Source organism: Enterobacter sp. CFEC122, from assembly GCF_052983755.1.
In genome coordinates, this window is record NZ_JBRIQR010000042.1 from 1 (window position 1) to 20,069 (window position 20,069).

The following is a 20,069-nucleotide window of genomic DNA, read 5'->3' on the forward strand; positions in this document are numbered from 1 at the left end:
TAATGTCATGATAATAATGGTTTCTTAGACGTCAGGTGGCACTTTTCGGGGAAATGTGCGCGGAACCCCTATTTGTTTATTTTTCTAAATACATTCAAATATGTATCCGCTCATGAGACAGATCTAGGTGAAGATCCTTTTTGATAATCTCATGACCAAAATCCCTTAACGTGAGTTTTCGTTCCACTGAGCGTCAGACCCCTAATCCCAGCTGTAGCGGCCTGATTACATCCGGCCGCTACACCTAGCTCCACCTTCAAACAAGGAATATCGTTGATGTCACTGTATCGCCGTCTAGTTCTGCTGTCTTGTCTCTCATGGCCGCTGGCTGGCTTTTCTGCCACCGCGCTGACCAACCTCGTCGCGGAACCATTCGCTAAACTCGAACAGGACTTTGGCGGCTCCATCGGTGTGTACGCGATGGATACCGGCTCAGGCGCAACTGTAAGTTACCGCGCTGAGGAGCGCTTCCCACTGTGCAGCTCATTCAAGGGCTTTCTTGCTGCCGCTGTGCTGGCTCGCAGCCAGCAGCAGGCCGGCTTGCTGGACACACCCATCCGTTACGGCAAAAATGCGCTGGTTCCGTGGTCACCCATCTCGGAAAAATATCTGACAACAGGCATGACGGTGGCGGAGCTGTCCGCGGCCGCCGTGCAATACAGTGATAACGCCGCCGCCAATTTGTTGCTGAAGGAGTTGGGCGGCCCGGCCGGGCTGACGGCCTTCATGCGCTCTATCGGCGATACCACGTTCCGTCTGGACCGCTGGGAGCTGGAGCTGAACTCCGCCATCCCAGGCGATGCGCGCGATACCTCATCGCCGCGCGCCGTGACGGAAAGCTTACAAAAACTGACACTGGGCTCTGCACTGGCTGCGCCGCAGCGGCAGCAGTTTGTTGATTGGCTAAAGGGAAACACGACCGGCAACCACCGCATCCGCGCGGCGGTGCCGGCAGACTGGGCAGTCGGAGACAAAACCGGAACCTGCGGAGTGTATGGCACGGCAAATGACTATGCCGTCGTCTGGCCCACTGGGCGCGCACCTATTGTGTTGGCCGTCTACACCCGGGCGCCTAACAAGGATGACAAGCACAGCGAGGCCGTCATCGCCGCTGCGGCTAGACTCGCGCTCGAGGGATTGGGCGTCAACGGGCAGTAAGGCTCTGAAAATCATCTATTGGCCCACCACCGCCGCCCTTGCGGGCGGCATGGATTACCAACCACTGTCACATTTAGGCTAGGAGTCTGCGCGGCAGAGCCGTGTGACCGGTTTTCTGTAGAGCACTGACGATGGCGGCGGCGCTCTCTGCAATTGGCAAGGCGTCGGCGCCAAGGATACCAATCTTGCGGCGCGCGGCGTGTTATGACGACTGGGGTGCATTTGAGCCGCCCCATTTAACCTTCGCCCTCACAGATACGCCATTCGCCTCAGATTTAGCGCCATGCAGACGAGCTTCCACTCGGCTTGCACCTTGTCCAGGCCCCTCATGCTGAACTGACGCAATCCCATCACCGCCTTGATCCAACCATTCGGAGCCTCCACGATCGACTTGCGCCGGCGGTAAGCTGCATCGCCTTGCTCCGTTTTCAATTTCGCCGCAATCGCCGCCGTATGCGGATGGGTCTTGGCATTGACCTTGGCATCTTCACGTCCCTCGCGGCCGAGGGCAACGATGACATCGCCGTGGTGATCGGCGACCTTTGCCAGAACAGCCTCACTACGGAATCCCGCATCCGCCAGCGTCTGGGCCGGCATTTCTCCGGTGTTGGCCTGAACTGCTGCCAGCATGCCCAGCAGCGCCTGACTGTCCGCGGCGCAGTTGGTCAACTCCGCCGCCACGATGATCTGGTGCTCGGCATCGACCGCTGTGTACCCGTTGTAGCTCTGCTCGGAGCCACCACCGGCGTGTTTCATGATCCGGCTGTCCGGATCGGTGAAGCTTTCCTGATCACGGTCATCCGGCACACCAAACTCGCGTTTGTACGAGCCACCGCCCTTGTCCGAGCCATCCGGATGGCGAGGCCGGCGGCCATCGTCTTCGCTGCGCCCCCGGGCCTGGTCCGCTTCACGCTGGCGCGCTTCCAGGCGCGCCTTTGCCGCCTGGATCGCCTCCAGGCGCTTCTCGCGGCGAGAAATCTCGGCAGGAATGTCCAGCTCCGGCTCGTTACGCTCCTGGTCGTCGGTAGCCTTGGCGCGATCAAGCAGCGCCTTGATCTCGCAATGCAATTCGTCCTCGGCCGGCTTCATGCGCTTATAGCTCATCGCCTTGTGGTCGCCATGTTTGGCGGCTTCGTATTCAGGTTCTTTAGAGAGATCCTTTAGATCGCCGTTCCTCACTACTGCCGGGAAGTCTCCCCAGGGAGCACGTTCGGCCTTATGTTCGGTCATGGTTTCAATCCCGGTCAGCGTCCCATATAGCCCCGAAACCTGCCAGGTGGGCCAAGATAGACCAGGCACCATAAGCAATAGGGCTAGGGTTGGTTTTGCTCACCCAACGCCTGAAGGTTCGGGTTCCCTTTCCGCTGCCTCTCTCACCAGGCAAACCAACGAGATCAGCGACATCAACGCCACTGAGAGGCTTACTAAGCCCTTTTCGTTGCCTAATCAGCTCCAACACCTCTTTGATTTCATCGGCGGTTGGAGCCTGCCAATCTTCAGCGAACGGCCTAAGCGTTTCAGGTCTAATCATGCGATAAATCCTCAAATAGCCCCGGTCAATGCCGGGGCTTTTTTATCAATGGGTAACGGTCGCGGCGGCCTCCCGATACGCCTTCAGTTCAATCAAGAGCAAGCCAAGCTCCCGCATCTTCATGCGCGGCATATGAACGGGGCGGCGGGCCGTCAGAGCGTCGCCAATGTGTTTTGCAAGTGATACAATATCCGTATTCATCGCGTTTATCCTCAAATTGACCGGTGAAAGCCCCTGTGATTGGTTGCAGCCATACCAGGGGCACCATTTCTTTTTCTACCTATGCACCTCCTTTAAGAGCCCCGGCCATCACCGGGGCTTTCTGTTGCTAGTCTATTGCGGCCAAGATGGCCTCTTTTTCGTCATGCTCACAAGCCCAATCCCGCAAGCTGTGATACAGCCTTGAAAACCGCTCCTGGTCAGCGCCTTCTGTGTGAAATGACAGATGGCTATAGAGGTAGAGGCAAGCGGTAATCCCGGCAGCATCGGCGCTCATTTGGCCACTAAAGTAGTTCATGGCCTCGATGTTCAGCATTTCATCACGACGCCCAGGAGCCATATAAAAGCCGCCGTTCGACAGCTCCCACATAAGCCAATAAGCCCCGCGATACTCGCGGCAGAGCCCTTTCATTTGCTGGTAAAGCATCGACTCGAAAACCACATAGAAACGGCCTACATAGCGGGGCATTGCAGCCATACGGCGAGGGGTGGCGACCAGGGAGCAGATCAGGGGATTAAGTTCTGTTTGCATCATCGGAGTTCTCCGGTATTGACCGTGGCGGGTGCCCGGCCTTCTGAGATATATAATAGGCCATTTTGGCCTATTGTGTCAAGCGGGTACAATAAAAAATAGGCCAAATCGGCCTACTTTTTTTCTCTCCAACTGAGCCACATTTTATTCAGCTCCAGGCTGCGGGCTGGCCAATCTGGCAGATTCACCGCATGGGCGCGGTAGTTGATCCGAGTATTCAGAGTGCAACGGGGAAAGGGGTTGGCCACCTTGCAGTAACGATAAAACAGACCGACGAGGCGAGCACCGTAACGATCACGCTCCCAGGTCAAAACGTTGTGCATATGCTCGCGGCGTTCGCGTATCCATTCTCGATAGAGTTGGTGAAAGGTGCGGTTAGCTGTGTGGATCATCGGAGTTCTCCGGTATTGACCGTGGCGGGTGCCCGGTCTTCTTAATTAAGATTATAGGCCAAAATGGCCTACTATGGCAAGAAAAAGCGCGCTCTACGTTAAAAAAATCACGTAGTCGCGGGGGATTGCCGCCAAGATTTCGCATAGCGTCGCCTGATTTCGTACGTACGAAATGGGCCACCTGGTCGAGCTGCTGCCGATGCCTGGTGAGTTGGCCACCTGGTTGATTTCCTTCTGGCGTCCAGATCTGAACTTGGCCACCTGGTCGAGCTGCTGCCGGTGCCTGGTAAGTTGGCCACCTGGTTGATTTCCTTCTGGCGTCCAGATCTGAACTTGGCCACCCGGTCGAGCTGCTGCCGGTGCCTGGTAAGTTGGCCACCTGGTCGAACTGCTGCCGGATCTAAAGGTGGAATATTAAGCAGGTAGTGATAGACTGAGATCCAGCATGGCTATACGCCTGCTAACCCCTCAAAAGAAAGCAGCCTCTAGGGCTGCCATCCGTTACGAAATCTCACTCACTTTGAAATAGCCATCTAAACGGCTTTACACCTGGCCGCCTGAAGGGCAACCGCTGAGGCTTCGCCATTAGTAATAGGGGAGGGACTTGTCTCACTGTTTTGTTGAGGTGAAGGCTTGCCCAGGCGATACCATTTAGCCCGGCTCATGCCCATAGCTTCCCAGGGCTTTTGCCTGCTCAATGAGTTGGCTTCATAGGCTTCACGCTCAAGCTGGCCAGCGGCGCGGCGACGTTCTTCATCACGCAGTCTATCGCGCTCTCTGCGGCGCTTCTGAGCCTCGTCAGTGCTGATAATCGTCTTCAGTTGCTCTTGTTCTTGCTGTGAGATCTGGAATAGGTTGATCAGCGTGTCGTTTTTGGGCGTGTATAGCGGTGCAAACGACTTTCCGCCGAACTCGACACGTTCCCCAGCCTCATAGGATTTCGCCTTGCTGTAGAGCGTCATAAGCTCTTTGGAGCGGTAAGACCAACGAGTATCCAGCTCGGAGGAAAGAGCGGCGGCCTCATGGTACATCTGGGCGCTGTTTGTTGCCCCGGAGAGAAGGAGAAAGTTAAGACGCCAGAAAAGATGCCTCATTCGCTCGCCTTCGTTGATTCCACCTCTGAGCTGGCCCAACTTGCGTAGGTCTTCCAGGGGGAACCGCAGAATTCGGAAAAAATCGTACGCTAAGCTAAGGAAGGTCTGAAAAAGCCCCCGCTCGAGAAATGCATCCCAGCAACCATGCGGGTTACAGAGCGGTGATTTCGCGAAACATGGGCTTTTTCAGAGCTTCCTTAGCGTTACGATAAAGCTAGCATGGAAACGATAGGTGCAAGCAAGTTAAGGGTTGCATCGCGCATGTCAATCTAGGCTATACCCTAACTTGATGTCAGGCAGGGCCGCGCCGCTTCGTCAGAATAGAGTCTGCTTTCCCATTTTTTGACACATGCCCGCGAAGGTTATAGATTTCAGCCTGACAGAAATGGGCTTTGAGGCACAACGGAACAGAAAGTGCACTTAAGCCGCCTTCAACCAAGGAGACATCGTGCAGGGGCACCGCATCGGCTACGTCCGGGTCAGCAGCTTTGACCAGAACCCGGAACGCCAGCTGGAACAAACCCAGGTGAGCAAGGTGTTCACCGACAAGGCATCGGGCAAGGACACCCAGCGCCCCCAGCTCGAAGCGCTGCTGAGCTTCGTCCGCGAAGGCGATACAGTGGTGGTGCACAGCATGGATCGGCTGGCCCGCAACCTCGATGACCTGCGTCGCTTGGTACAGAAGCTGACTCAGCGCGGCGTGCGCATCGAGTTCCTGAAGGAGGGCCTGGTGTTCACTGGCGAGGACTCGCCGATGGCCAACCTGATGCTGTCGGTGATGGGGGCCTTCGCTGAGTTCGAGCGCGCCCTGATCCGCGAGCGGCAGCGTGAGGGCATCGCCTTGGCCAAGCAGCGTGGCGCGTACCGGGGCCGCAAGAAAGCCCTGTCCGATGAGCAGGCTGCTACCCTGCGGCAGCGAGCGACGGCCGGCGAGCCCAAGGCGCAGCTTGCCCGCGAGTTCAACATCAGCCGGGAAACCCTCTACCAGTACCTCCGCACGGACGACTGACACATGCCGCGTCGCTTGATCCTCTCGGCCACGGAGCGGGACACCCTGCTTGCGCTGCCGGAAAGCCAGGATGACCTGATCCGCTACTACACCTTCAACGACTCCGACCTGTCGCTGATCCGCCAGCGACGCGGCGACGCCAACCGCCTCGGCTTCGCCGTGCAGCTCTGCCTGCTGCGCTACCCCGGTTACGCGCTGGGAACCGACAGCGAGCTGCCCGAGCCGGTCATCCTGTGGGTGGCGAAGCAAGTCCAGGCCGAGCCGGCGAGCTGGGCAAAGTACGGCGAGCGCGACGTGACCCGTCGCGAGCATGCCCAGGAACTGCGCACCTACCTGCAACTGGCCCCGTTCGGCCTGTCCGACTTCCGCGCCCTGGTGCGCGAGCTAACCGAGCTGGCCCAGCAGACCGACAAAGGCTTGCTGCTGGCCGGTCAGGCCCTGGAGAGCCTACGGCAGAAACGACGCATCCTGCCGGCGCTGAGCGTGATTGACCGGGCCTGCTCGGAAGCCATTGCGCGAGCCAATCGGCGGGTCTACCGCGCCCTGGTCGAACCACTCACGGACTCGCATCGGGCCAAGCTGGACGAGCTGTTGAAGCTCAAGGCCGGCAGCAGCATCACCTGGTTGACCTGGCTGCGCCAGGCACCGCTGAAACCCAACTCTCGGCACATGCTGGAACACATCGAGCGGCTGAAGACATTTCAGTTGGTGGACTTGCCCGAAGGCCTGGGCCGGCACATCCACCAGAACCGCCTGCTCAAGCTGGCCCGCGAGGGTGGGCAGATGACGCCCAAAGACCTCGGTAAGTTCGAGCCGCAGCGCCGCTACGCGACCCTGGCCGCCGTGGTGCTGGAGAGCACCGCGACCGTGATCGATGAGCTGGTCGATCTGCATGACCGCATCCTGGTCAAGCTGTTCAGCGGCGCGAAGCACAAGCATCAGCAGCAGTTCCAGAAGCAGGGCAAGGCGATCAACGACAAGGTGCGCCTGTACTCCAGGATCGGCCAGGCGCTGCTGGAAGCGAAGGAAAGCGGCAGCGACCCCTATGCCGCCATCGAGGCGGTGATTCCCTGGGACGAGTTCACCGAGAGCGTCAGCGAGGCCGAGCTGCTGGCCCGGCCGGAAGGCTTCGACCACCTGCACCTGGTCGGCGAGAACTTCGCCACCCTGCGCCGTTACACGCCGGCCTTGCTGGAGGTGCTGGAACTGCGCGCCGCGCCGGCCGCGCAAGGCGTGCTGGCAGCCGTGCAGACCCTGCGTGAGATGAACGCCGACAACCTGCGCAAGGTGCCGGCCGATGCACCCACGGCCTTCATCAAGCCGCGCTGGAAGCCGCTGGTGATCACCCCGGAAGGCCTCGACCGGAAATTCTACGAAATCTGCGCCCTGTCCGAGCTGAAGAACGCCCTGCGCTCCGGCGACATCTGGGTCAAGGGCTCGCGGCAGTTCCGCGACTTCGACGACTACCTGCTGCCGGCCGAGAAGTTCGCCGCACTCAAGCGCGAGCAGGCCCTGCCCCTGGCGATCAACCCGAACAGCGACCAGTACCTGGAAGAGCGTTTGCAGCTGCTGGACGAGCAGTTGGCCACCGTCACCCGCCTGGCCAAGGACAACGAGCTGCCCGATGCCATCCTCACCGAGTCAGGGCTGAAAATCACCCCGCTGGATGCGGCGGTGCCGGATCGGGCGCAGGCGCTGATCGACCAAACCAGCCAGTTACTGCCGCGCATCAAGATCACCGAACTGCTGATGGACGTGGACGACTGGACGGGCTTCAGCCGCCACTTCACCCACTTGAAGGACGGGGCCGAGGCCAAAGACAGGACGTTGCTGCTGTCCGCAATCCTCGGTGATGCGATCAACCTCGGGCTGACCAAGATGGCCGAGTCGAGCCCCGGCCTGACCTACGCCAAGCTGTCCTGGCTGCAAGCCTGGCACATCCGCGACGAAACCTATTCGGCGGCCTTGGCCGAGCTGGTCAACCACCAGTATCGCCACGCCTTTGCCGCCCACTGGGGCGACGGCACGACCTCATCCTCCGATGGCCAGCGCTTCCGCGCGGGTGGCCGGGGCGAGAGCACCGGGCACGTCAACCCGAAGTACGGTAGCGAGCCGGGACGGCTGTTCTATACCCATATCTCCGACCAGTACGCGCCGTTCAGCACCCGCGTGGTGAATGTCGGCGTCCGCGATTCCACCTATGTGCTCGACGGCCTGCTGTACCACGAGTCCGACCTGCGGATCGAGGAGCACTACACCGACACGGCCGGCTTCACCGATCACGTCTTTGCCCTGATGCACCTGCTAGGCTTCCGCTTCGCGCCGCGCATCCGCGACCTCGGCGAAACCAAGCTGTACGTGCCGCAGGGCGTGCAAGCCTACCCGACGTTGCGCCCGCTGATCGGCGGCACCCTGAACATCAAGCACGTGCGTGCCCACTGGGACGACATCCTGCGCCTGGCCAGCTCGATCAAGCAGGGCACCGTCACCGCCTCGCTGATGCTGCGCAAGCTCGGCAGCTACCCGCGCCAGAACGGACTGGCCGTGGCCCTGCGCGAGCTGGGCCGGATCGAGCGCACGCTGTTCATCCTGGACTGGCTGCAAAGTGTTGAACTGCGCCGCCGCGTGCATGCCGGCCTGAACAAAGGTGAGGCGCGCAACTCGCTGGCCAGGGCGGTGTTCTTCAACCGCCTTGGGGAAATCAGGGATCGGAGCTTCGAGCAGCAGCGCTACCGGGCCAGCGGCCTCAACCTGGTGACGGCGGCTATCGTGCTGTGGAACACGGTGTACCTGGAACGCGCCACCCAGGGGTTGGTCGAGGCCGGCAAGCCGGTGGACGGCGAGCTGCTGCAATTCCTGTCGCCGCTGGGCTGGGAGCACATCAACCTAACCGGCGATTACGTCTGGCGGCAGAGCCGCAGACTGGAAGACGGGAAGTTTCGGCCCTTACGGATGCCCGGAAAACCTTAGCGTACGATTTTTTCCGAATTCTGCGGGCTCCCCTAGAAGCATGTCATTGATTGCGCCAAACATTCGGGCATCAAATTCGGTCTGGTCAGCTTTTAGACTTTGCCAAGTCGTCGGGACATTCACGGCCACGATTTTAATTTGCCGATCCCGCAAGATAGCTTTTAGATTTTGCCAATCAGCTTCACGCAGCCTAGACAACCGGTCAACATCTTCAATAAGTAAAATATCTTGAGACTGGCAATCGCTCAGGAGCCGGAATAACTCAGGCCGATCTAAACGAGCGCCAGATTCATTTTCTGCATAATAGTTGCAAATTGATAAGCCGCGCTCTTGCGCAAAGGCATCAATACTGCCCCGCGCTCGCTGTGCATCCTGTTCTTTAGTTGATGCACGAAGATAGGCACGAACAAAATTTGTGGCCTTTGCCGGTACTGTTTGAGTCATTAGCGCGAACCAGTCTGTTTTAAGTGGTGTTAGCGCCTTATACAGTACCTATTAAAGCCAGTCCATTTTAAGCATACTCAAACCGAACCAAAGAAATGATTCATTATGTGACCACGTCACCTACAGTTACATCAGAAAGACGGTGTAAATCAAACGTAAAGCCATAATGAGCTTTACCATGTAAAGCACACATAAAGACACACTTATCTTTATACTCTATTTACATCGTAAAACATAAAGAGTATAAAGACACTATAAAGACGCCTATATCTTTATAAGTTAAAGACACCGTAAAGACATGAAAAGCTTTACATCGTAAATACGAGGATGCGGAAATGGGAAAAATTTTACTGGTGGTTTCAGATAAGGGCGGGGTAGGGAAAAGCACCTACTCAGCTAACACAGCATCTATGCTGGCAAACAGAGAAAAATCGGTAATCATCCTTAAAACCGATAAGAACAATGACCTTATCAGCTGGAATGAAAAACGCAGGGAGAATAGCCTCCCAACAGTACCAGTCTACGAGGCATACGGTAATGTAAGCAAAGAGATTAACCGCCTGAGCAAGCTGTGCGATGTTCTGATCGTTGACTGCCCCGGACATGACAGCCTTGAGTTCCGTAGCGCACTGACTGTGTCAGATATCATGATAACTCTGGTTAAAGCGTCATCTGACTTTGAAAGTGAAACACTGACGAGCGTAACCGAGAAAGTCCGCATGGCTCAGAAATCAAACGCAGCCCTGCAACCCTGGGTATTACTTACCAGAATAAACCCAAGCAAGCCACGCCACAGAAAAGCCGCTATTGAGCTGGATAAATTATTACGCTCAGACGACGTCTGGATACAGCCACTAAAAAACCGCATGTCAGAATTGGATGTGTTTGAAAGCGCCTGCAATGAAGGGGCAGGGGTACATGATGTAAGCCGCGCCTCCAGTCTGACAACAGCAAAAGCACAGATAGAATTAGTCGCCCAGGAAATAGGGATAATCTAAATATTTCAATCGAATACATAGAAATTTACATTGTAAAGACAACATAAAGACACTATAGTATTTACACTTAGATAGTGTCTTTAATGAGGATTTTGTATGGTTTTAAAATTGAAAACGCCAACCGTTCCGGCGACAGAAGAACAGGCAACAAACGCAGAAACAGCACGCTTTATCTCTGGAGCCACAAGGAAGCCAACACCAGGTAAAGCGAAGCTGGTTAATTTCCGGCTTTCTGAAGCCTTTGACGATATCCTAGAGGCTGAGGCGATCAGAACAGGACAGAGCAGGACAACCGTTCTAAAGGCAGCGCTGGCCGCATTTGATAATCTGGACGAAAACCAGAAAAACCACTGGTTACTGGAATCAGCAAAATTCTAACCATAGAAGCATGGATGATAATCTATGAGATATTTAACCGAATTAATCTGTCAACTCTACAGGTTGACAGATCACCATAAGCTGACCGCTGCAACGTTTAAAAATCTTGCTGATATTAAGTTAGTTGAACCTACAGCGGATGCAGACACCATATTGCAGCTTGAAAATATATTTAGCGAATACTCACTGAGATATATTGACAGGGATCTGGCTGAGATTCTGAGTAACATAATAACTACAGATAAAAAACACTCTCTGGATTTCGATTTTAACAAATTACAGTCTCTGACTGCCTCGAAAAGTTTCGGTTGTGGATGGAACAAGGTAATAAATGGTAGTTGGTTCAAAAACCTTTACTCATGGGGGGAGGGGATGTATCCCGCCAAAAACCTGAAAGCTGAAAACATTTCAGACTGGGAGGATAATATATGGCACATTGAGCATGAAGGTTTCAACCCTCGCGATTCTATCAATGTTACATATTACTCCTGGCTTGACCGCTATGTAGCTTCAAACAGTGGTGGTTCACATCATGCAGCAATGGTTGTATATCAATCTGTCAGAGACAAATTAGAGTATAAACGAGAAGCGGTTATTGAACAACTGAGCATAAATTCAAACACCGTTGAAATACTTGACCAGAACTACTATTCATTCATATTCCAGATAAAACGCCCTAGTAATAAGACAGAAATTTATACATCAGAATATGAATTTATAGATGCTTTAAAAGAGTTTGTAGAAAACAGATATACTATACTTAATCCTGTCAATTACGTTTCCAGTATTAAATTAGTTTTTATTCCAAAACATGCACTAAAAACAAATGACAAAACTTTCCGTAACTGGTTCTATTCTGCAATTAGTTGCGGGAAAATAATATCATTCCCCGATTATCTGAAAAATCCAGCGCATTACCATACACACCATTACTCACATGAACTAAACTCGATAACACTTGGTGACCCTAGCAGAAAGTATAAACTGAGAGAAGATTCTTAGATTTTATATAAAATAGCAATATTATCATTTGTCAGAAGATCGGACAGAGCCATACATTCAAGAACCACAATACCCGTCCCTGCCAACAAACTGGCATCAGATATCTTATCGAAGCTGATAATCATCATTGGCTTGCGTTGTGTTAAATCAAAGATTACTAATGGTAGTATTACACTGTTAATTGATTCAAATTCTTTAAAGAAAGCATCAGAGCCATACTCACTGGCAGGAAAAAGAATTTCACTCAATCTGATCCCATAAAAAACATGATAGTTTTCTTTGAGGTTTTCCTTTAAAATATTAATAGCTTTTGCGTATTTATCATCAATAAACTCTTTTACATCAAACTTCATAAATCCTCCAACAAGAACCGACTGTAGGTCACCAGGCAAACGAGTAAAATGCTAGCATTTTGCGGCGTTTGCCCTATCCTGCATCGCATTGAAAAGAACTCACATCGCGCACTATGCTAAACCGATGGTATAAGGCAAACATGCACAGTGCAAGCAGGCAGCTTGCGACTGGTTCACCGCGACTCATCATCAGGTGTCTCCGTGCTTGCTTCTTTCGCATCAGGAACCAGGAGACGATACCACGGCATTTTTTTGTTTATCATCTCCATTAGGGGAGTGGCAAACAAACTCAATCCCCACAGGCTTACGATAACAGGGATCGTGAAATTATGTGGCGTCCAGAACTGGCGCTCAAGGTGAAACCATGTGACGACACAAACCATCCCGCCAATCAAGAAAATAGCCTTACTGAAAGCCCCCAATACAGCCAGGGTAATAACAGAAACTACATGCAGTGCGCCAGCTGTGACAAGGCGAAGATAAAAACAGAACCATTTAACGTGTCGGATAAACGGATTGCCCGTTTTTACTCTACGTTGCTTTTTACGTTCCCTGTCAATTTCATGCCTTAGTTTGTCTCGCTCTGCGCCCAGCGGGAAATCATAGATTTTAGCCATAACTCACCTCATTTCTTTTTGGGTGGTACTTTTCTATCAAACTCCTCAAGAAAAGCAGAATCATCATCGTCAAATAACTCTATAGGAAAATCAGAGCCTGATTCGGCAAATTTATCTTCATCTATAGCGTATTCAAATCGTAACTTACTAACTTTCCTTCCTTCTTTTTCATCGACAACGCAAGACAGGAAAGTCACCTCAGTTTTTTCTTTTATTTCTTTGATGGCCTTATTTATTACCTCTCGCTTGAATATAGGGTACTCTGGATACTTATATATAATATCTCCATTATCATCAATATTGTAAGCAATAAGTTCATCCTTCAACTCTTCCAGAGATAGGCTAAATGAATTTTTCCCTTTAAACGTTGAGTAATTCTTCCTAATTAACTGATACAATGACCACGAATACTCCCCTCTCAATTTTAATGAGGACGCAATTAGTTGTGTTGTGAATTTATTTTCCGCCCCAATTAATCTTGATATATAAGGCGTGATAGTGTATCCAAATCTTAGAATTACAAATCCCTCATTTTGGTTATATGCACAATAATCAGTAATCGATAAGTCAAGGCGGTCGATGTTTTTTGAATTTGGAAGACCAAGTTCCTTTGCTAATTCCTTCATATCATTCCCCGTAAGGGAAAGTTTACTGACATTTAACAATTCAGCACCTTCCTTGACTTGCTTATAAGCAACAGAAGGATGTATTCCGGCTATCTTTGCGTACATATCAGCCCGAATTTTAAAGGTCTGCCCCATTCTCATTTCTTTTTTTGGATCAACATAAACCAAGGCCAGACACAGAACCCTTTTGGCTGCCAATGGAAGTTGAGCCAGAGTTTTATTTATTTCGTTCCTGTGACGAATCTTCGTTTTTTCAGTTACATTTTTCATAACTTTTATTCTCATAAAACCTCTCACTAAAGAGTAGCCACATTAACATGATGAAGTTATTTTTTCCATCATGTTTATTCGCATTTATCATCATGTTTGTCCGCTTAGCGACTCAGCTAAACCAGACAGGCTCCAGCCAATGTGCTCATAAAACGCACGCCTTGATGACTTCACATACAAAGATCTTCAGATATGAAGCTTTTAAATCAAGCTGTTAATAGCGTCGCATTTTCCATCATGTTTCGTCGCATTTTCCATCATGGTAAAACGCATTTTTCATCATGACTCGTCGCATTTCCCATCATGTTTAATCGCATTTATCATCATGTTTCGTCGCATCCACCATCATGTTTAGCTTATTTTTCCTATATATATCAGATAATTAAAAACCTCTAATTCTTTAAGATCTTTAAGAAAAGAAAATATATATAAGGCTTTTAATGCACAGTACCTGTGGATAACTCAGCATAAACCCAGAGGATAGATCCTTCTAACCTTCGGAAGTTGGAGCAAAACATAAGGTGTTCATATTTTAGCCATTGAGTGTACGTGCTCTCTGTCAGAGCAGCAGATATTCCGCTTCCTCGCTTTGGCTGTTCGTTCCTCGTCGCTATGCTCCTGCGGTACGCCTCAGCCAAAGACTGCGGCGAGCGGTGCCGTCTCTCGATCACCTAGGTCTGAGAAAAGGTGAGAAGAATTTTAACTCAAAAAAAAGAGATGTTTTAAACTGTTAAATCAAAGAGATACATTGAGCAAAGATAACTTAAAAGTAAGATGATTTTTAAGTTATGCGTAAAAAACGGGAAAGGATCGTGGAGTGATCCTTTTTAGATCCAGCACTAAAACGCACTCAGAAGCCCTCAGAGGCGTTTTAAGTGAGTTTACCCCGACGAGGGTTCAGCAGAACGGGGTAAACCCGCTTAGAACAGCATACAGCTCGTTTAACGTAACAAGCTGGAAATTGACCAGGAGTGAACTCCGCTTACATGGTATGCCAGCAAAATTTTACGACCGGCAATGATGGCCAGTTACTTTTTGCTGGCTATTGTCGCCCAGCAGCTGGCGGCCTGATTGTTTTTTTGCTGTCAGAGTTCGTCAGGCATCAATTGGTTTCAGCTACTCGCCACGTAATGCGCTGCTAACGCACCTCATAACGCGCAGATACAGCGCCCCGCGCCAGTGCTTCACACTGCCCCGGCGTACCGTTCGCCAGCTCACGCGCTAACTGCGACAGGCTAAACGCCGTCTGATAGTCAGAAATTGGCTTAGCAGGGGAGAGGAGGTTATTGCTCATATCCAGGCTTGTTGGTTCGCCAATACTGGCGAACGTCCCCGGCGCGATGTAACGAGTATGCAAAATGTGACACAGTTCGCGCCTCTTTGAAACACGGTTCAACAGCGTAAAGCATTCGCTGTCTTTATAGTGTCTTTACACTACAAAGCAATCAAAAACAATTGCATTACCATCATATGATGGTATACTGAATTTGTTGGTTGGGAATGGCTCCCTACCTTAATCCAGCAGCCCAAACGGGCGGGAGAAAAGCATGAACATTCAGGAAGCATTAAACGTCTTTGGTTTATCTGGTGAATTGACTGAAAAGGATATCAAGGCTGCATATAAAAAAGCGGCTTTAAAATATCATCCAGACCGTAATCCGTTAGGCGCTGAACTGATGAAAGCTGTAAACGCTGCTTTTGATTTTCTGATGGCAAACATCGATAAAATTAATTCGTTTCAGAGCACCGATGAAAACGCACACTATAACTACGGTGACGATATGGAAAGCGTGTTGAACGTACTCACCGGGTTATCAGGTTTAGTTTATGAAGTTATAGGCAACTGGATCTGGATTAGTGGGGAAACTCGCGAACATAAAGACACGTTGAAAGAAATAGGTTGCAAATGGGCAGCGAAGAAAAAACAGTGGTTTTACCGTCCTGAAGAACATAAGAGCCGCTGGAACCGAAAAGAACACAGTATTGATGAAATCCGCGAGATGTACGGCACTGCCGGGAAGCGTAAAGCAGCTGGCAGGCAGAAAGTAGAAAACAGAGCATAGTTAAAACGGGGGCGAAAGCCCCCAACACTTTAAAGGTGAGTTTATGAAATCATTTTTCTTGCTCTATCGGCCTGTTTTTGAAATCGTCTGCCGTATCCTGGGGAACGGCTGGCGCGTAAACCTGCTGGATGATTGTCAATATCGTATAAAACTAACGTCGCCACGATTTAAAAATTATTCTGTACACATTCGAATGGACAAAGGAAGGTTAGCTATCATAGGCAGCGTGGATAGCCGTAACTGGCGTAGTCCATGTCATACATGCACTGTATCACCACAGCGTAACCCCGTAGAGATAGCCGCAGATATTGAAAAGAAAATACTTATAAATGCATTACAGGATGTTGAAACTTCGCGAGAGTATGAGAAGAAACTACAGAAAGAGCGGGAAGAAAGGCAAATACTGAAAGGCATGTTGTCACAACTTGTTAAGCTTGAAAACTGGCACGGAACGTTAACAGGGTTTAAAGCTGTAAATGGTTTGAATGGGCATGTGACAGAGCGTGGTGATGGTTATGAAGTCCTGATTCGGGGATTGGACATAGATCAGCTCGTAAAGTTATCCGGCTTAATTAAACAACTATGAAGGTAATTATAATGGATGAAATACTGAGTGACAGAAAAAACAAAGGTAATGTTACATACAGAATTGTTGTTTCTGAAGATTCAGGACGCATCTTCATCGAGCTGGAAAAACTGATGAAGGTTAGAGCAAAAGAATCTGAAAAGAAAACAACAAAAAAGATTGTTTATCAGCAGTCTTTTTTCAAAGATGAATTTGATAGGGTAAAGAATGAAATTGAAGACCCAATATTATTGCAATTTTGTGTCGATACATTGTTGAAGGTGAAAAAATATGATTGATAAACCAACGCCGGAAGAGGTGAAAAACGCTCGCATTAAAGCTGGATTTACACAGCAGGAAGCCGCAGATCGTTTTGGCTTCACTTTGTCAGCATGGCAGGCTAAAGAAACTACCGGAAAAACTTCACGCGGTTTAGCAGCCGGTACTTATGAAATGCTTTTACTCCTGGCTGATGAACATCCTGTTTACCAACTTGTAAAGCGTGGAGAAATTCTAAAAGAAAGGGATTAAAATAATTGCATTACCATCATATGATGGTATACTGAATTTGTTGGTTAGGAATGATTCCTTGCCTTAATCCAGTAGCCCAAACGGGCGGGAGTAAAAATGAAAACTTATGCCATCGATTTTAAATCAGTAAACGTTAAAAAAGAAACCATAAACTGCATATCCTTCATCCAGTCAGAAACACTTTTTCTTGCCATTCATACATTCGAAGAAAAAAACCGGGGTCGTGGTTACATTACTTTGTCTGTTCGCGAAGTAGATAACAACGAACTTAGCGCGATTAACTCACTTAAAAAGAACGTAACATTCTGGTTCAACGAATGTGGCCTGTCAAAAGAAGGCGTTTTAAGAGAGATTGAATCATGGTTCAATTTTGCCTTCACAACGAAGGAGCAGAATGAAGCTAAAAGAGAGGTGATTAATCTTTTGAATAAAAACTGATGTTTTAAAAGAAGGTGGTATCAGGTTGTTGGAGCAACCTGATACCGTGACACTCATTCCCACGCGAGGAATATCTAATGTCGGAACGTATGCTATCAGCAATACAGGCTGTTGAAAAGGGCGCTCGCCCTGTCTTTCCCATCATGCCGTTCTCTGCATTCCCTGAGTTCATGGATCAGCTCAAAAAAGCGCTGGAAAGACGAGCGCATAGATTCACTGGTAAATGAAACATTGGAGGTTTTATGACAAAGCAGGAGTTTTTAACTTTTATCAGTGATCAACAAAAAGAAGGTGCGGTTCGTTTTTCCCTTGCATTCAACAGTAAAGGTGAAATAGTCATTCACTGGACGAATAAAGAAGGGCTGAGGGTTTGGAGAGTTTTAACCGGAAACAGAGGGAAAAGACCAAGCCACGCAAACAGGGAAAGAATGAGCAACTTACGCCGCTGGTTGTGTGATGCCCGTCAGGGCATGGTAGGCGACACACCAGACCCTGAATAGTTTCACACGTCATGAATCGCCGAAGCCCTCCCGTTTGCGGGAGGTGCTTTTTTATATACTCTGCAAGACAGCGCTTGCGCCCCCTGCCAGACCGTTCGCGTAGCGAACCTTATCCCACATAGCTCACAGCCATTGAGATGTTTCCGGTCGTAGACAAGCGAAACCTTCAGCCATGACAGCCCTTCAGTTTTGCTTTTTCCTCGACGCTGAAGCACAATTCAAGACTAGTGCTAGATCAAAGCGATGCAGGATAGGGCAAACGCCGCAAAATGCTAGCATTTTACTCGTTTGCCCGGTGACCTACAGTCGGTTCTTGTTGGAGGATTTATGAAGCAAATTAATTTCAGACTAGAAGAAAAACAGCATGATAATCTACTTGAATGTCTGAAGGTTATTTATCCAGATGAGCCTGGTTTAACTGTTGCTAAAGGCATGAAATTGCTTGCCAGTGCATTACTTAAAAGCAAAGTAACAGAAGATGATAATGATAACTTTATGCCAGATACTAATGATTTTATCAAAACTACAATGTATTTAACAATGAAACAGCGGAATAAAATAGAAAAAGCCGCAAAGCGTCATGGATGGACTTTGTCCAGAGAGTGCCGCTACCGTATTCAGACCACCTTAGATAATGAACTGGATTTCTTTGATCAAGAACTTCTTATGATGAATCGGTGTCGCAATGCTATCGATAAAGTAGGCCGGAATTTTCACTACATCATCCTTAATGATCAGGCAAGAGTTCTTGATAAAGATGGGTTCTATCAGGATGCAGAAAAGCTTGAAACAGAAATCATTAATCTTAAAAGTGAGTTTGAAAACTACATAATGTTATGCAAAGGTCGAACTGTATCTAATAAGGTGGAGGTGTAATAATGGGCGTTTCCGTTGATAAAGAATACCGGGTCAAACGTAAATCCTCTGAAGCTGGCCGCAAATCTGCTTTTGCCCATAAAGTGAAAAATGGTGGTAAGAACTATCAGCGTAACGTACAGGAACGTATCAACCGAAAGGGTGCCAGTAAGGAAGTGGTTGTAAAAATATCAGGCGGTGCAATCACCCGACAAGGGATAAGAAACAGTATTGACTATATGAGCCGGGAATCAGAATTGCCCGTGATGAGTGAAAGCGGCCAGGTATGGAAAGGTGACGAGATACAGGAAGCAAAAGAGCACATGGTAGATCGTGCAAACGACCCTCAAAATGTAATGAACGATAAGGGTAAAGAAAATAAAAAGGTGACACAAAATATCGTGTTCTCACCGCCTGTCTCTGCAAAAGTGAAACCAGAAGACTTGCTTGAGTCAGTCAGAAAAACGATGCACAAGAAGTATCCAAACCATCGCTTTGTTCTTGGGTATCATAACGATAAAAAAGACCATCCTCATGTTCATGTTGTTTTCCGTATCCGTGATGAAGATGGAAAGCGTACCGATATAAGAAAGAAGGATTTAAGGGAGATTAGAACTGGTTTTTGCGAAGAGCTAAAACTTAAAGGTTATGACGTTAAGGCAACACACAGGCAGCAGCAAGGACTTAATCAGTCTATCAGGGATGCTCACAGTACCGCTCCTAAGCGACAGAAGGGCGTTTATGAGGTTGTGGATGTTGGTTATGACCATTACCAGCATGATAAAACGAAGCCGAAGCAGCATTTCTTGAAACTGAAGACCCTTAACAAGGGGGTTGAAAAGACATACTGGGGGGCTGATTTTGGCGATCTTACATCACGAGAAAATGTTAAGAAGGGCGATCTTGTTAAGCTTAAAAAACTCGGTCAAAAGGAAGTAAAAATACCTGCACTTGATAAACATGGTGTTCAACATGGCTGGAAGACAGTCCATCGTAACGAGTGGAAGCTTGATAATCTTGGTGTTAAAGGTATCGATAGAACCCCTTCATCAAGTAAAGAACTGGTGCTTAACAGTGCTGCAATGCTTCAGAAGCAGCAGCTCCAGATGAAACAGTTCATCCAAATCAAACAAGCGATGCTCCAGAACGAACAAAAGATGAAGATTGGTATCAAATTAGGATAATTTCAAAAGCACTTGTAACTCATTGAATAAGATCGATTTATTTTATCACGAACTCCATTTTAAAGAAAAACCAACTACAGCTTAAAATTTTAGTTAAGTCATCTGTGAAAAGATCCCATCACGATCATTTGATCTGTCTTTTGTAATATATAAAGATAAATCATCTTAATATTGTTATTTTTGCAGCATAAACAAAGTGCGATATGAAGTTATGGCGATCGAAAGATCTACTTAACGAATTGAAAGCAGCACAAGTAGCTGATAAAGTCACTTCGAGATTAAAATTTGTCCTTTTTCTTTTTCTTATCCACTTCGGGGTCATCCGAGTCGAGAGAGCGCA

23 protein-coding genes and 2 pseudogenes are annotated in these 20,069 nt (G+C 49.3%); 15 read left to right on the forward strand and 10 right to left on the reverse strand.

The annotated features are described in order from the left end of the window. Positions 1 to 276 precede the first annotated feature (276 nt). Positions 277 to 1,158 (forward strand): carbapenem-hydrolyzing class A beta-lactamase KPC-2, encoded by an 882-nt coding sequence (locus ACVCAM_RS21765; protein WP_004199234.1) that lies wholly within the window; start codon positions 277 to 279, stop codon positions 1,156 to 1,158. Positions 1,159 to 1,407: 249 nt separating this feature from the next. Here the strand turns inward: ACVCAM_RS21765 and ACVCAM_RS21770 are convergent. From ACVCAM_RS21770 to ACVCAM_RS21790, 5 genes and pseudogenes are all read right to left on the reverse strand, one after another. Continuing rightward, a pseudogene (locus ACVCAM_RS21770) lies at positions 1,408 to 2,271 on the reverse strand (IS1182-like element ISKpn6 family transposase); the annotation flags it as partial. Between the two features lie 463 nt (positions 2,272 to 2,734). Beyond that, positions 2,735 to 2,890 (reverse strand): hypothetical protein, encoded by a 156-nt coding sequence (locus ACVCAM_RS21775; protein WP_013213988.1) that lies wholly within the window; start codon positions 2,888 to 2,890, stop codon positions 2,735 to 2,737. Positions 2,891 to 3,017: 127 nt separating this feature from the next. Then, the gene (locus tag ACVCAM_RS21780; RefSeq protein WP_013213989.1) at positions 3,018 to 3,443 is read right to left on the reverse strand and encodes an antirestriction protein; all 426 of its coding nucleotides are present in this window, start codon (positions 3,441 to 3,443) and stop codon (positions 3,018 to 3,020) included. Between the two features lie 110 nt (positions 3,444 to 3,553). Continuing rightward, positions 3,554 to 3,832 carry a hypothetical protein gene (locus tag ACVCAM_RS21785; protein ID WP_013213990.1) on the reverse strand — a complete coding sequence of 93 codons (279 nt, stop codon included), beginning with the start codon at positions 3,830 to 3,832 and terminating at the stop codon, positions 3,554 to 3,556. Between the two features lie 533 nt (positions 3,833 to 4,365). Beyond that, the gene (locus ACVCAM_RS21790; protein ID WP_014343471.1) at positions 4,366 to 4,926 is read right to left on the reverse strand and encodes a replication protein; all 561 of its coding nucleotides are present in this window, start codon (positions 4,924 to 4,926) and stop codon (positions 4,366 to 4,368) included. A 448-nt stretch (positions 4,927 to 5,374) separates the two neighbouring features. Between ACVCAM_RS21790 and ACVCAM_RS21795 the strand changes: the two genes are divergently transcribed. Continuing rightward, a complete protein-coding gene (locus ACVCAM_RS21795; RefSeq protein WP_001161490.1) occupies positions 5,375 to 5,935 on the forward strand; it encodes a recombinase family protein in 561 nt (186 codons plus the stop codon). 3 nt (positions 5,936 to 5,938) lie between these two features. After that, positions 5,939 to 8,905, forward strand: coding sequence for a Tn3-like element TnAs1 family transposase (locus tag ACVCAM_RS21800; RefSeq protein ID WP_001138014.1), 2,967 nt, complete (start codon positions 5,939 to 5,941; stop codon positions 8,903 to 8,905). Between the two features lie 33 nt (positions 8,906 to 8,938). Here the strand turns inward: ACVCAM_RS21800 and ACVCAM_RS21805 are convergent. Continuing rightward, positions 8,939 to 9,349, reverse strand: a pseudogene (locus ACVCAM_RS21805) (recombinase family protein); the annotation flags it as partial. Positions 9,350 to 9,684: 335 nt separating this feature from the next. Between ACVCAM_RS21805 and ACVCAM_RS21810 the strand changes: the two are divergent. The 3 genes from ACVCAM_RS21810 (at position 9,685) to ACVCAM_RS21820 (ending at position 11,727) form a co-directional block, all read left to right on the forward strand. Continuing rightward, positions 9,685 to 10,347, forward strand: a complete 663-nt coding sequence (locus ACVCAM_RS21810) for a nucleotide-binding protein (protein ID WP_044715119.1) — start codon at positions 9,685 to 9,687, stop codon at positions 10,345 to 10,347. A 96-nt stretch (positions 10,348 to 10,443) separates the two neighbouring features. Further along, complete coding sequence (locus ACVCAM_RS21815; protein ID WP_044715122.1) at positions 10,444 to 10,725, forward strand: hypothetical protein; 282 nt, start codon at positions 10,444 to 10,446, stop codon at positions 10,723 to 10,725. Between the two features lie 24 nt (positions 10,726 to 10,749). Further along, positions 10,750 to 11,727: a DUF6685 family protein gene (locus ACVCAM_RS21820; RefSeq protein ID WP_044715124.1), complete on the forward strand. Its 978-nt coding sequence runs from the start codon at positions 10,750 to 10,752 to the stop codon at positions 11,725 to 11,727. Here the strand turns inward: ACVCAM_RS21820 and ddp1 (ACVCAM_RS21825) are convergent. From ddp1 (ACVCAM_RS21825) to ACVCAM_RS21840, 4 genes are all read right to left on the reverse strand, one after another. After that, a complete protein-coding gene (ddp1, locus tag ACVCAM_RS21825) occupies positions 11,724 to 12,080 on the reverse strand; it encodes a DNA distortion polypeptide 3 (protein WP_044715127.1) in 357 nt (118 codons plus the stop codon). The genes ACVCAM_RS21820 and ddp1 (ACVCAM_RS21825) overlap by 4 nt on opposite strands. A gap of 173 nt (positions 12,081 to 12,253) precedes the next feature. Next, positions 12,254 to 12,697 carry a hypothetical protein gene (locus tag ACVCAM_RS21830; protein ID WP_447093667.1) on the reverse strand — a complete coding sequence of 148 codons (444 nt, stop codon included), beginning with the start codon at positions 12,695 to 12,697 and terminating at the stop codon, positions 12,254 to 12,256. An 8-nt stretch (positions 12,698 to 12,705) separates the two neighbouring features. Continuing rightward, the gene (locus tag ACVCAM_RS21835; RefSeq protein ID WP_225622177.1) at positions 12,706 to 13,593 is read right to left on the reverse strand and encodes a replication initiation protein; all 888 of its coding nucleotides are present in this window, start codon (positions 13,591 to 13,593) and stop codon (positions 12,706 to 12,708) included. Between the two features lie 1,138 nt (positions 13,594 to 14,731). Beyond that, positions 14,732 to 14,887, reverse strand: coding sequence for a hypothetical protein (locus ACVCAM_RS21840; protein ID WP_226852982.1), 156 nt, complete (start codon positions 14,885 to 14,887; stop codon positions 14,732 to 14,734). Positions 14,888 to 15,140: 253 nt separating this feature from the next. On the opposite strand from ACVCAM_RS21840, the gene ACVCAM_RS21845 reads away from it, so the two are divergent. The 9 genes from ACVCAM_RS21845 to mobP1 all read left to right on the forward strand — a co-directional run bounded on the left by ACVCAM_RS21845 (position 15,141) and on the right by mobP1 (position 19,729). Continuing rightward, positions 15,141 to 15,656 (forward strand): DnaJ domain-containing protein, encoded by a 516-nt coding sequence (locus ACVCAM_RS21845; protein ID WP_044715137.1) that lies wholly within the window; start codon positions 15,141 to 15,143, stop codon positions 15,654 to 15,656. Between the two features lie 43 nt (positions 15,657 to 15,699). Then, entirely contained in the window at positions 15,700 to 16,242 is a 543-nt protein-coding gene (locus ACVCAM_RS21850; protein ID WP_044715140.1) for a hypothetical protein, read from the forward strand. 11 nt (positions 16,243 to 16,253) lie between these two features. Then, positions 16,254 to 16,520, forward strand: coding sequence for a hypothetical protein (locus ACVCAM_RS21855; RefSeq protein WP_044715141.1), 267 nt, complete (start codon positions 16,254 to 16,256; stop codon positions 16,518 to 16,520). Beyond that, positions 16,513 to 16,752 carry a hypothetical protein gene (locus ACVCAM_RS21860; protein ID WP_044715143.1) on the forward strand — a complete coding sequence of 80 codons (240 nt, stop codon included), beginning with the start codon at positions 16,513 to 16,515 and terminating at the stop codon, positions 16,750 to 16,752. The genes ACVCAM_RS21855 and ACVCAM_RS21860 overlap by 8 nt, the downstream gene beginning before the upstream one ends. A 96-nt stretch (positions 16,753 to 16,848) precedes the next feature. Beyond that, positions 16,849 to 17,190, forward strand: a complete 342-nt coding sequence (locus tag ACVCAM_RS21865; protein ID WP_059347451.1) for a hypothetical protein — start codon at positions 16,849 to 16,851, stop codon at positions 17,188 to 17,190. Between the two features lie 77 nt (positions 17,191 to 17,267). After that, positions 17,268 to 17,417 (forward strand): hypothetical protein, encoded by a 150-nt coding sequence (locus ACVCAM_RS21870; RefSeq protein WP_162852120.1) that lies wholly within the window; start codon positions 17,268 to 17,270, stop codon positions 17,415 to 17,417. Between the two features lie 15 nt (positions 17,418 to 17,432). Then, on the forward strand, positions 17,433 to 17,690 hold the full coding sequence (locus ACVCAM_RS21875) for a hypothetical protein (RefSeq protein WP_044715147.1): 258 nt from the start codon (positions 17,433 to 17,435) through the stop codon (positions 17,688 to 17,690). A gap of 327 nt (positions 17,691 to 18,017) precedes the next feature. Further along, entirely contained in the window at positions 18,018 to 18,566 is a 549-nt protein-coding gene (ddp1, locus tag ACVCAM_RS21880) for a DNA distortion polypeptide 1 (RefSeq protein ID WP_044715148.1), read from the forward strand. Positions 18,567 to 18,568: 2 nt separating this feature from the next. Continuing rightward, positions 18,569 to 19,729: a MobP1 family relaxase gene (gene mobP1, locus ACVCAM_RS21885; protein WP_044864205.1), complete on the forward strand. Its 1,161-nt coding sequence runs from the start codon at positions 18,569 to 18,571 to the stop codon at positions 19,727 to 19,729. Positions 19,730 to 20,069: the final 340 nt, after the last annotated feature.

Coding starts and splice junctions, on each gene's coding strand:
- ACVCAM_RS21765 (WP_004199234.1), top strand. CDS start 277: ATGTCACTGTATCGCCGTCTAGTTCTGCTGTCTTGTCTCTCATGGCCG.
- ACVCAM_RS21775 (WP_013213988.1), bottom strand. CDS start 2,890: ATGAATACGGATATTGTATCACTTGCAAAACACATTGGCGACGCTCTG.
- ACVCAM_RS21780 (WP_013213989.1), bottom strand. CDS start 3,443: ATGATGCAAACAGAACTTAATCCCCTGATCTGCTCCCTGGTCGCCACC.
- ACVCAM_RS21785 (WP_013213990.1), bottom strand. CDS start 3,832: ATGATCCACACAGCTAACCGCACCTTTCACCAACTCTATCGAGAATGG.
- ACVCAM_RS21790 (WP_014343471.1), bottom strand. CDS start 4,926: ATGAGGCATCTTTTCTGGCGTCTTAACTTTCTCCTTCTCTCCGGGGCA.
- ACVCAM_RS21800 (WP_001138014.1), top strand. CDS start 5,939: ATGCCGCGTCGCTTGATCCTCTCGGCCACGGAGCGGGACACCCTGCTT.
- ACVCAM_RS21810 (WP_044715119.1), top strand. CDS start 9,685: ATGGGAAAAATTTTACTGGTGGTTTCAGATAAGGGCGGGGTAGGGAAA.
- ACVCAM_RS21815 (WP_044715122.1), top strand. CDS start 10,444: ATGGTTTTAAAATTGAAAACGCCAACCGTTCCGGCGACAGAAGAACAG.
- ACVCAM_RS21820 (WP_044715124.1), top strand. CDS start 10,750: ATGAGATATTTAACCGAATTAATCTGTCAACTCTACAGGTTGACAGAT.
- ddp1 (WP_044715127.1), bottom strand. CDS start 12,080: ATGAAGTTTGATGTAAAAGAGTTTATTGATGATAAATACGCAAAAGCT.
- ACVCAM_RS21830 (WP_447093667.1), bottom strand. CDS start 12,697: ATGGCTAAAATCTATGATTTCCCGCTGGGCGCAGAGCGAGACAAACTA.
- ACVCAM_RS21835 (WP_225622177.1), bottom strand. CDS start 13,593: ATGAAAAATGTAACTGAAAAAACGAAGATTCGTCACAGGAACGAAATA.
- ACVCAM_RS21840 (WP_226852982.1), bottom strand. CDS start 14,887: ATGAGCAATAACCTCCTCTCCCCTGCTAAGCCAATTTCTGACTATCAG.
- ACVCAM_RS21845 (WP_044715137.1), top strand. CDS start 15,141: ATGAACATTCAGGAAGCATTAAACGTCTTTGGTTTATCTGGTGAATTG.
- ACVCAM_RS21850 (WP_044715140.1), top strand. CDS start 15,700: ATGAAATCATTTTTCTTGCTCTATCGGCCTGTTTTTGAAATCGTCTGC.
- ACVCAM_RS21855 (WP_044715141.1), top strand. CDS start 16,254: ATGGATGAAATACTGAGTGACAGAAAAAACAAAGGTAATGTTACATAC.
- ACVCAM_RS21860 (WP_044715143.1), top strand. CDS start 16,513: ATGATTGATAAACCAACGCCGGAAGAGGTGAAAAACGCTCGCATTAAA.
- ACVCAM_RS21865 (WP_059347451.1), top strand. CDS start 16,849: ATGAAAACTTATGCCATCGATTTTAAATCAGTAAACGTTAAAAAAGAA.
- ACVCAM_RS21870 (WP_162852120.1), top strand. CDS start 17,268: ATGTCGGAACGTATGCTATCAGCAATACAGGCTGTTGAAAAGGGCGCT.
- ACVCAM_RS21875 (WP_044715147.1), top strand. CDS start 17,433: ATGACAAAGCAGGAGTTTTTAACTTTTATCAGTGATCAACAAAAAGAA.
- ddp1 (WP_044715148.1), top strand. CDS start 18,018: ATGAAGCAAATTAATTTCAGACTAGAAGAAAAACAGCATGATAATCTA.
- mobP1 (WP_044864205.1), top strand. CDS start 18,569: ATGGGCGTTTCCGTTGATAAAGAATACCGGGTCAAACGTAAATCCTCT.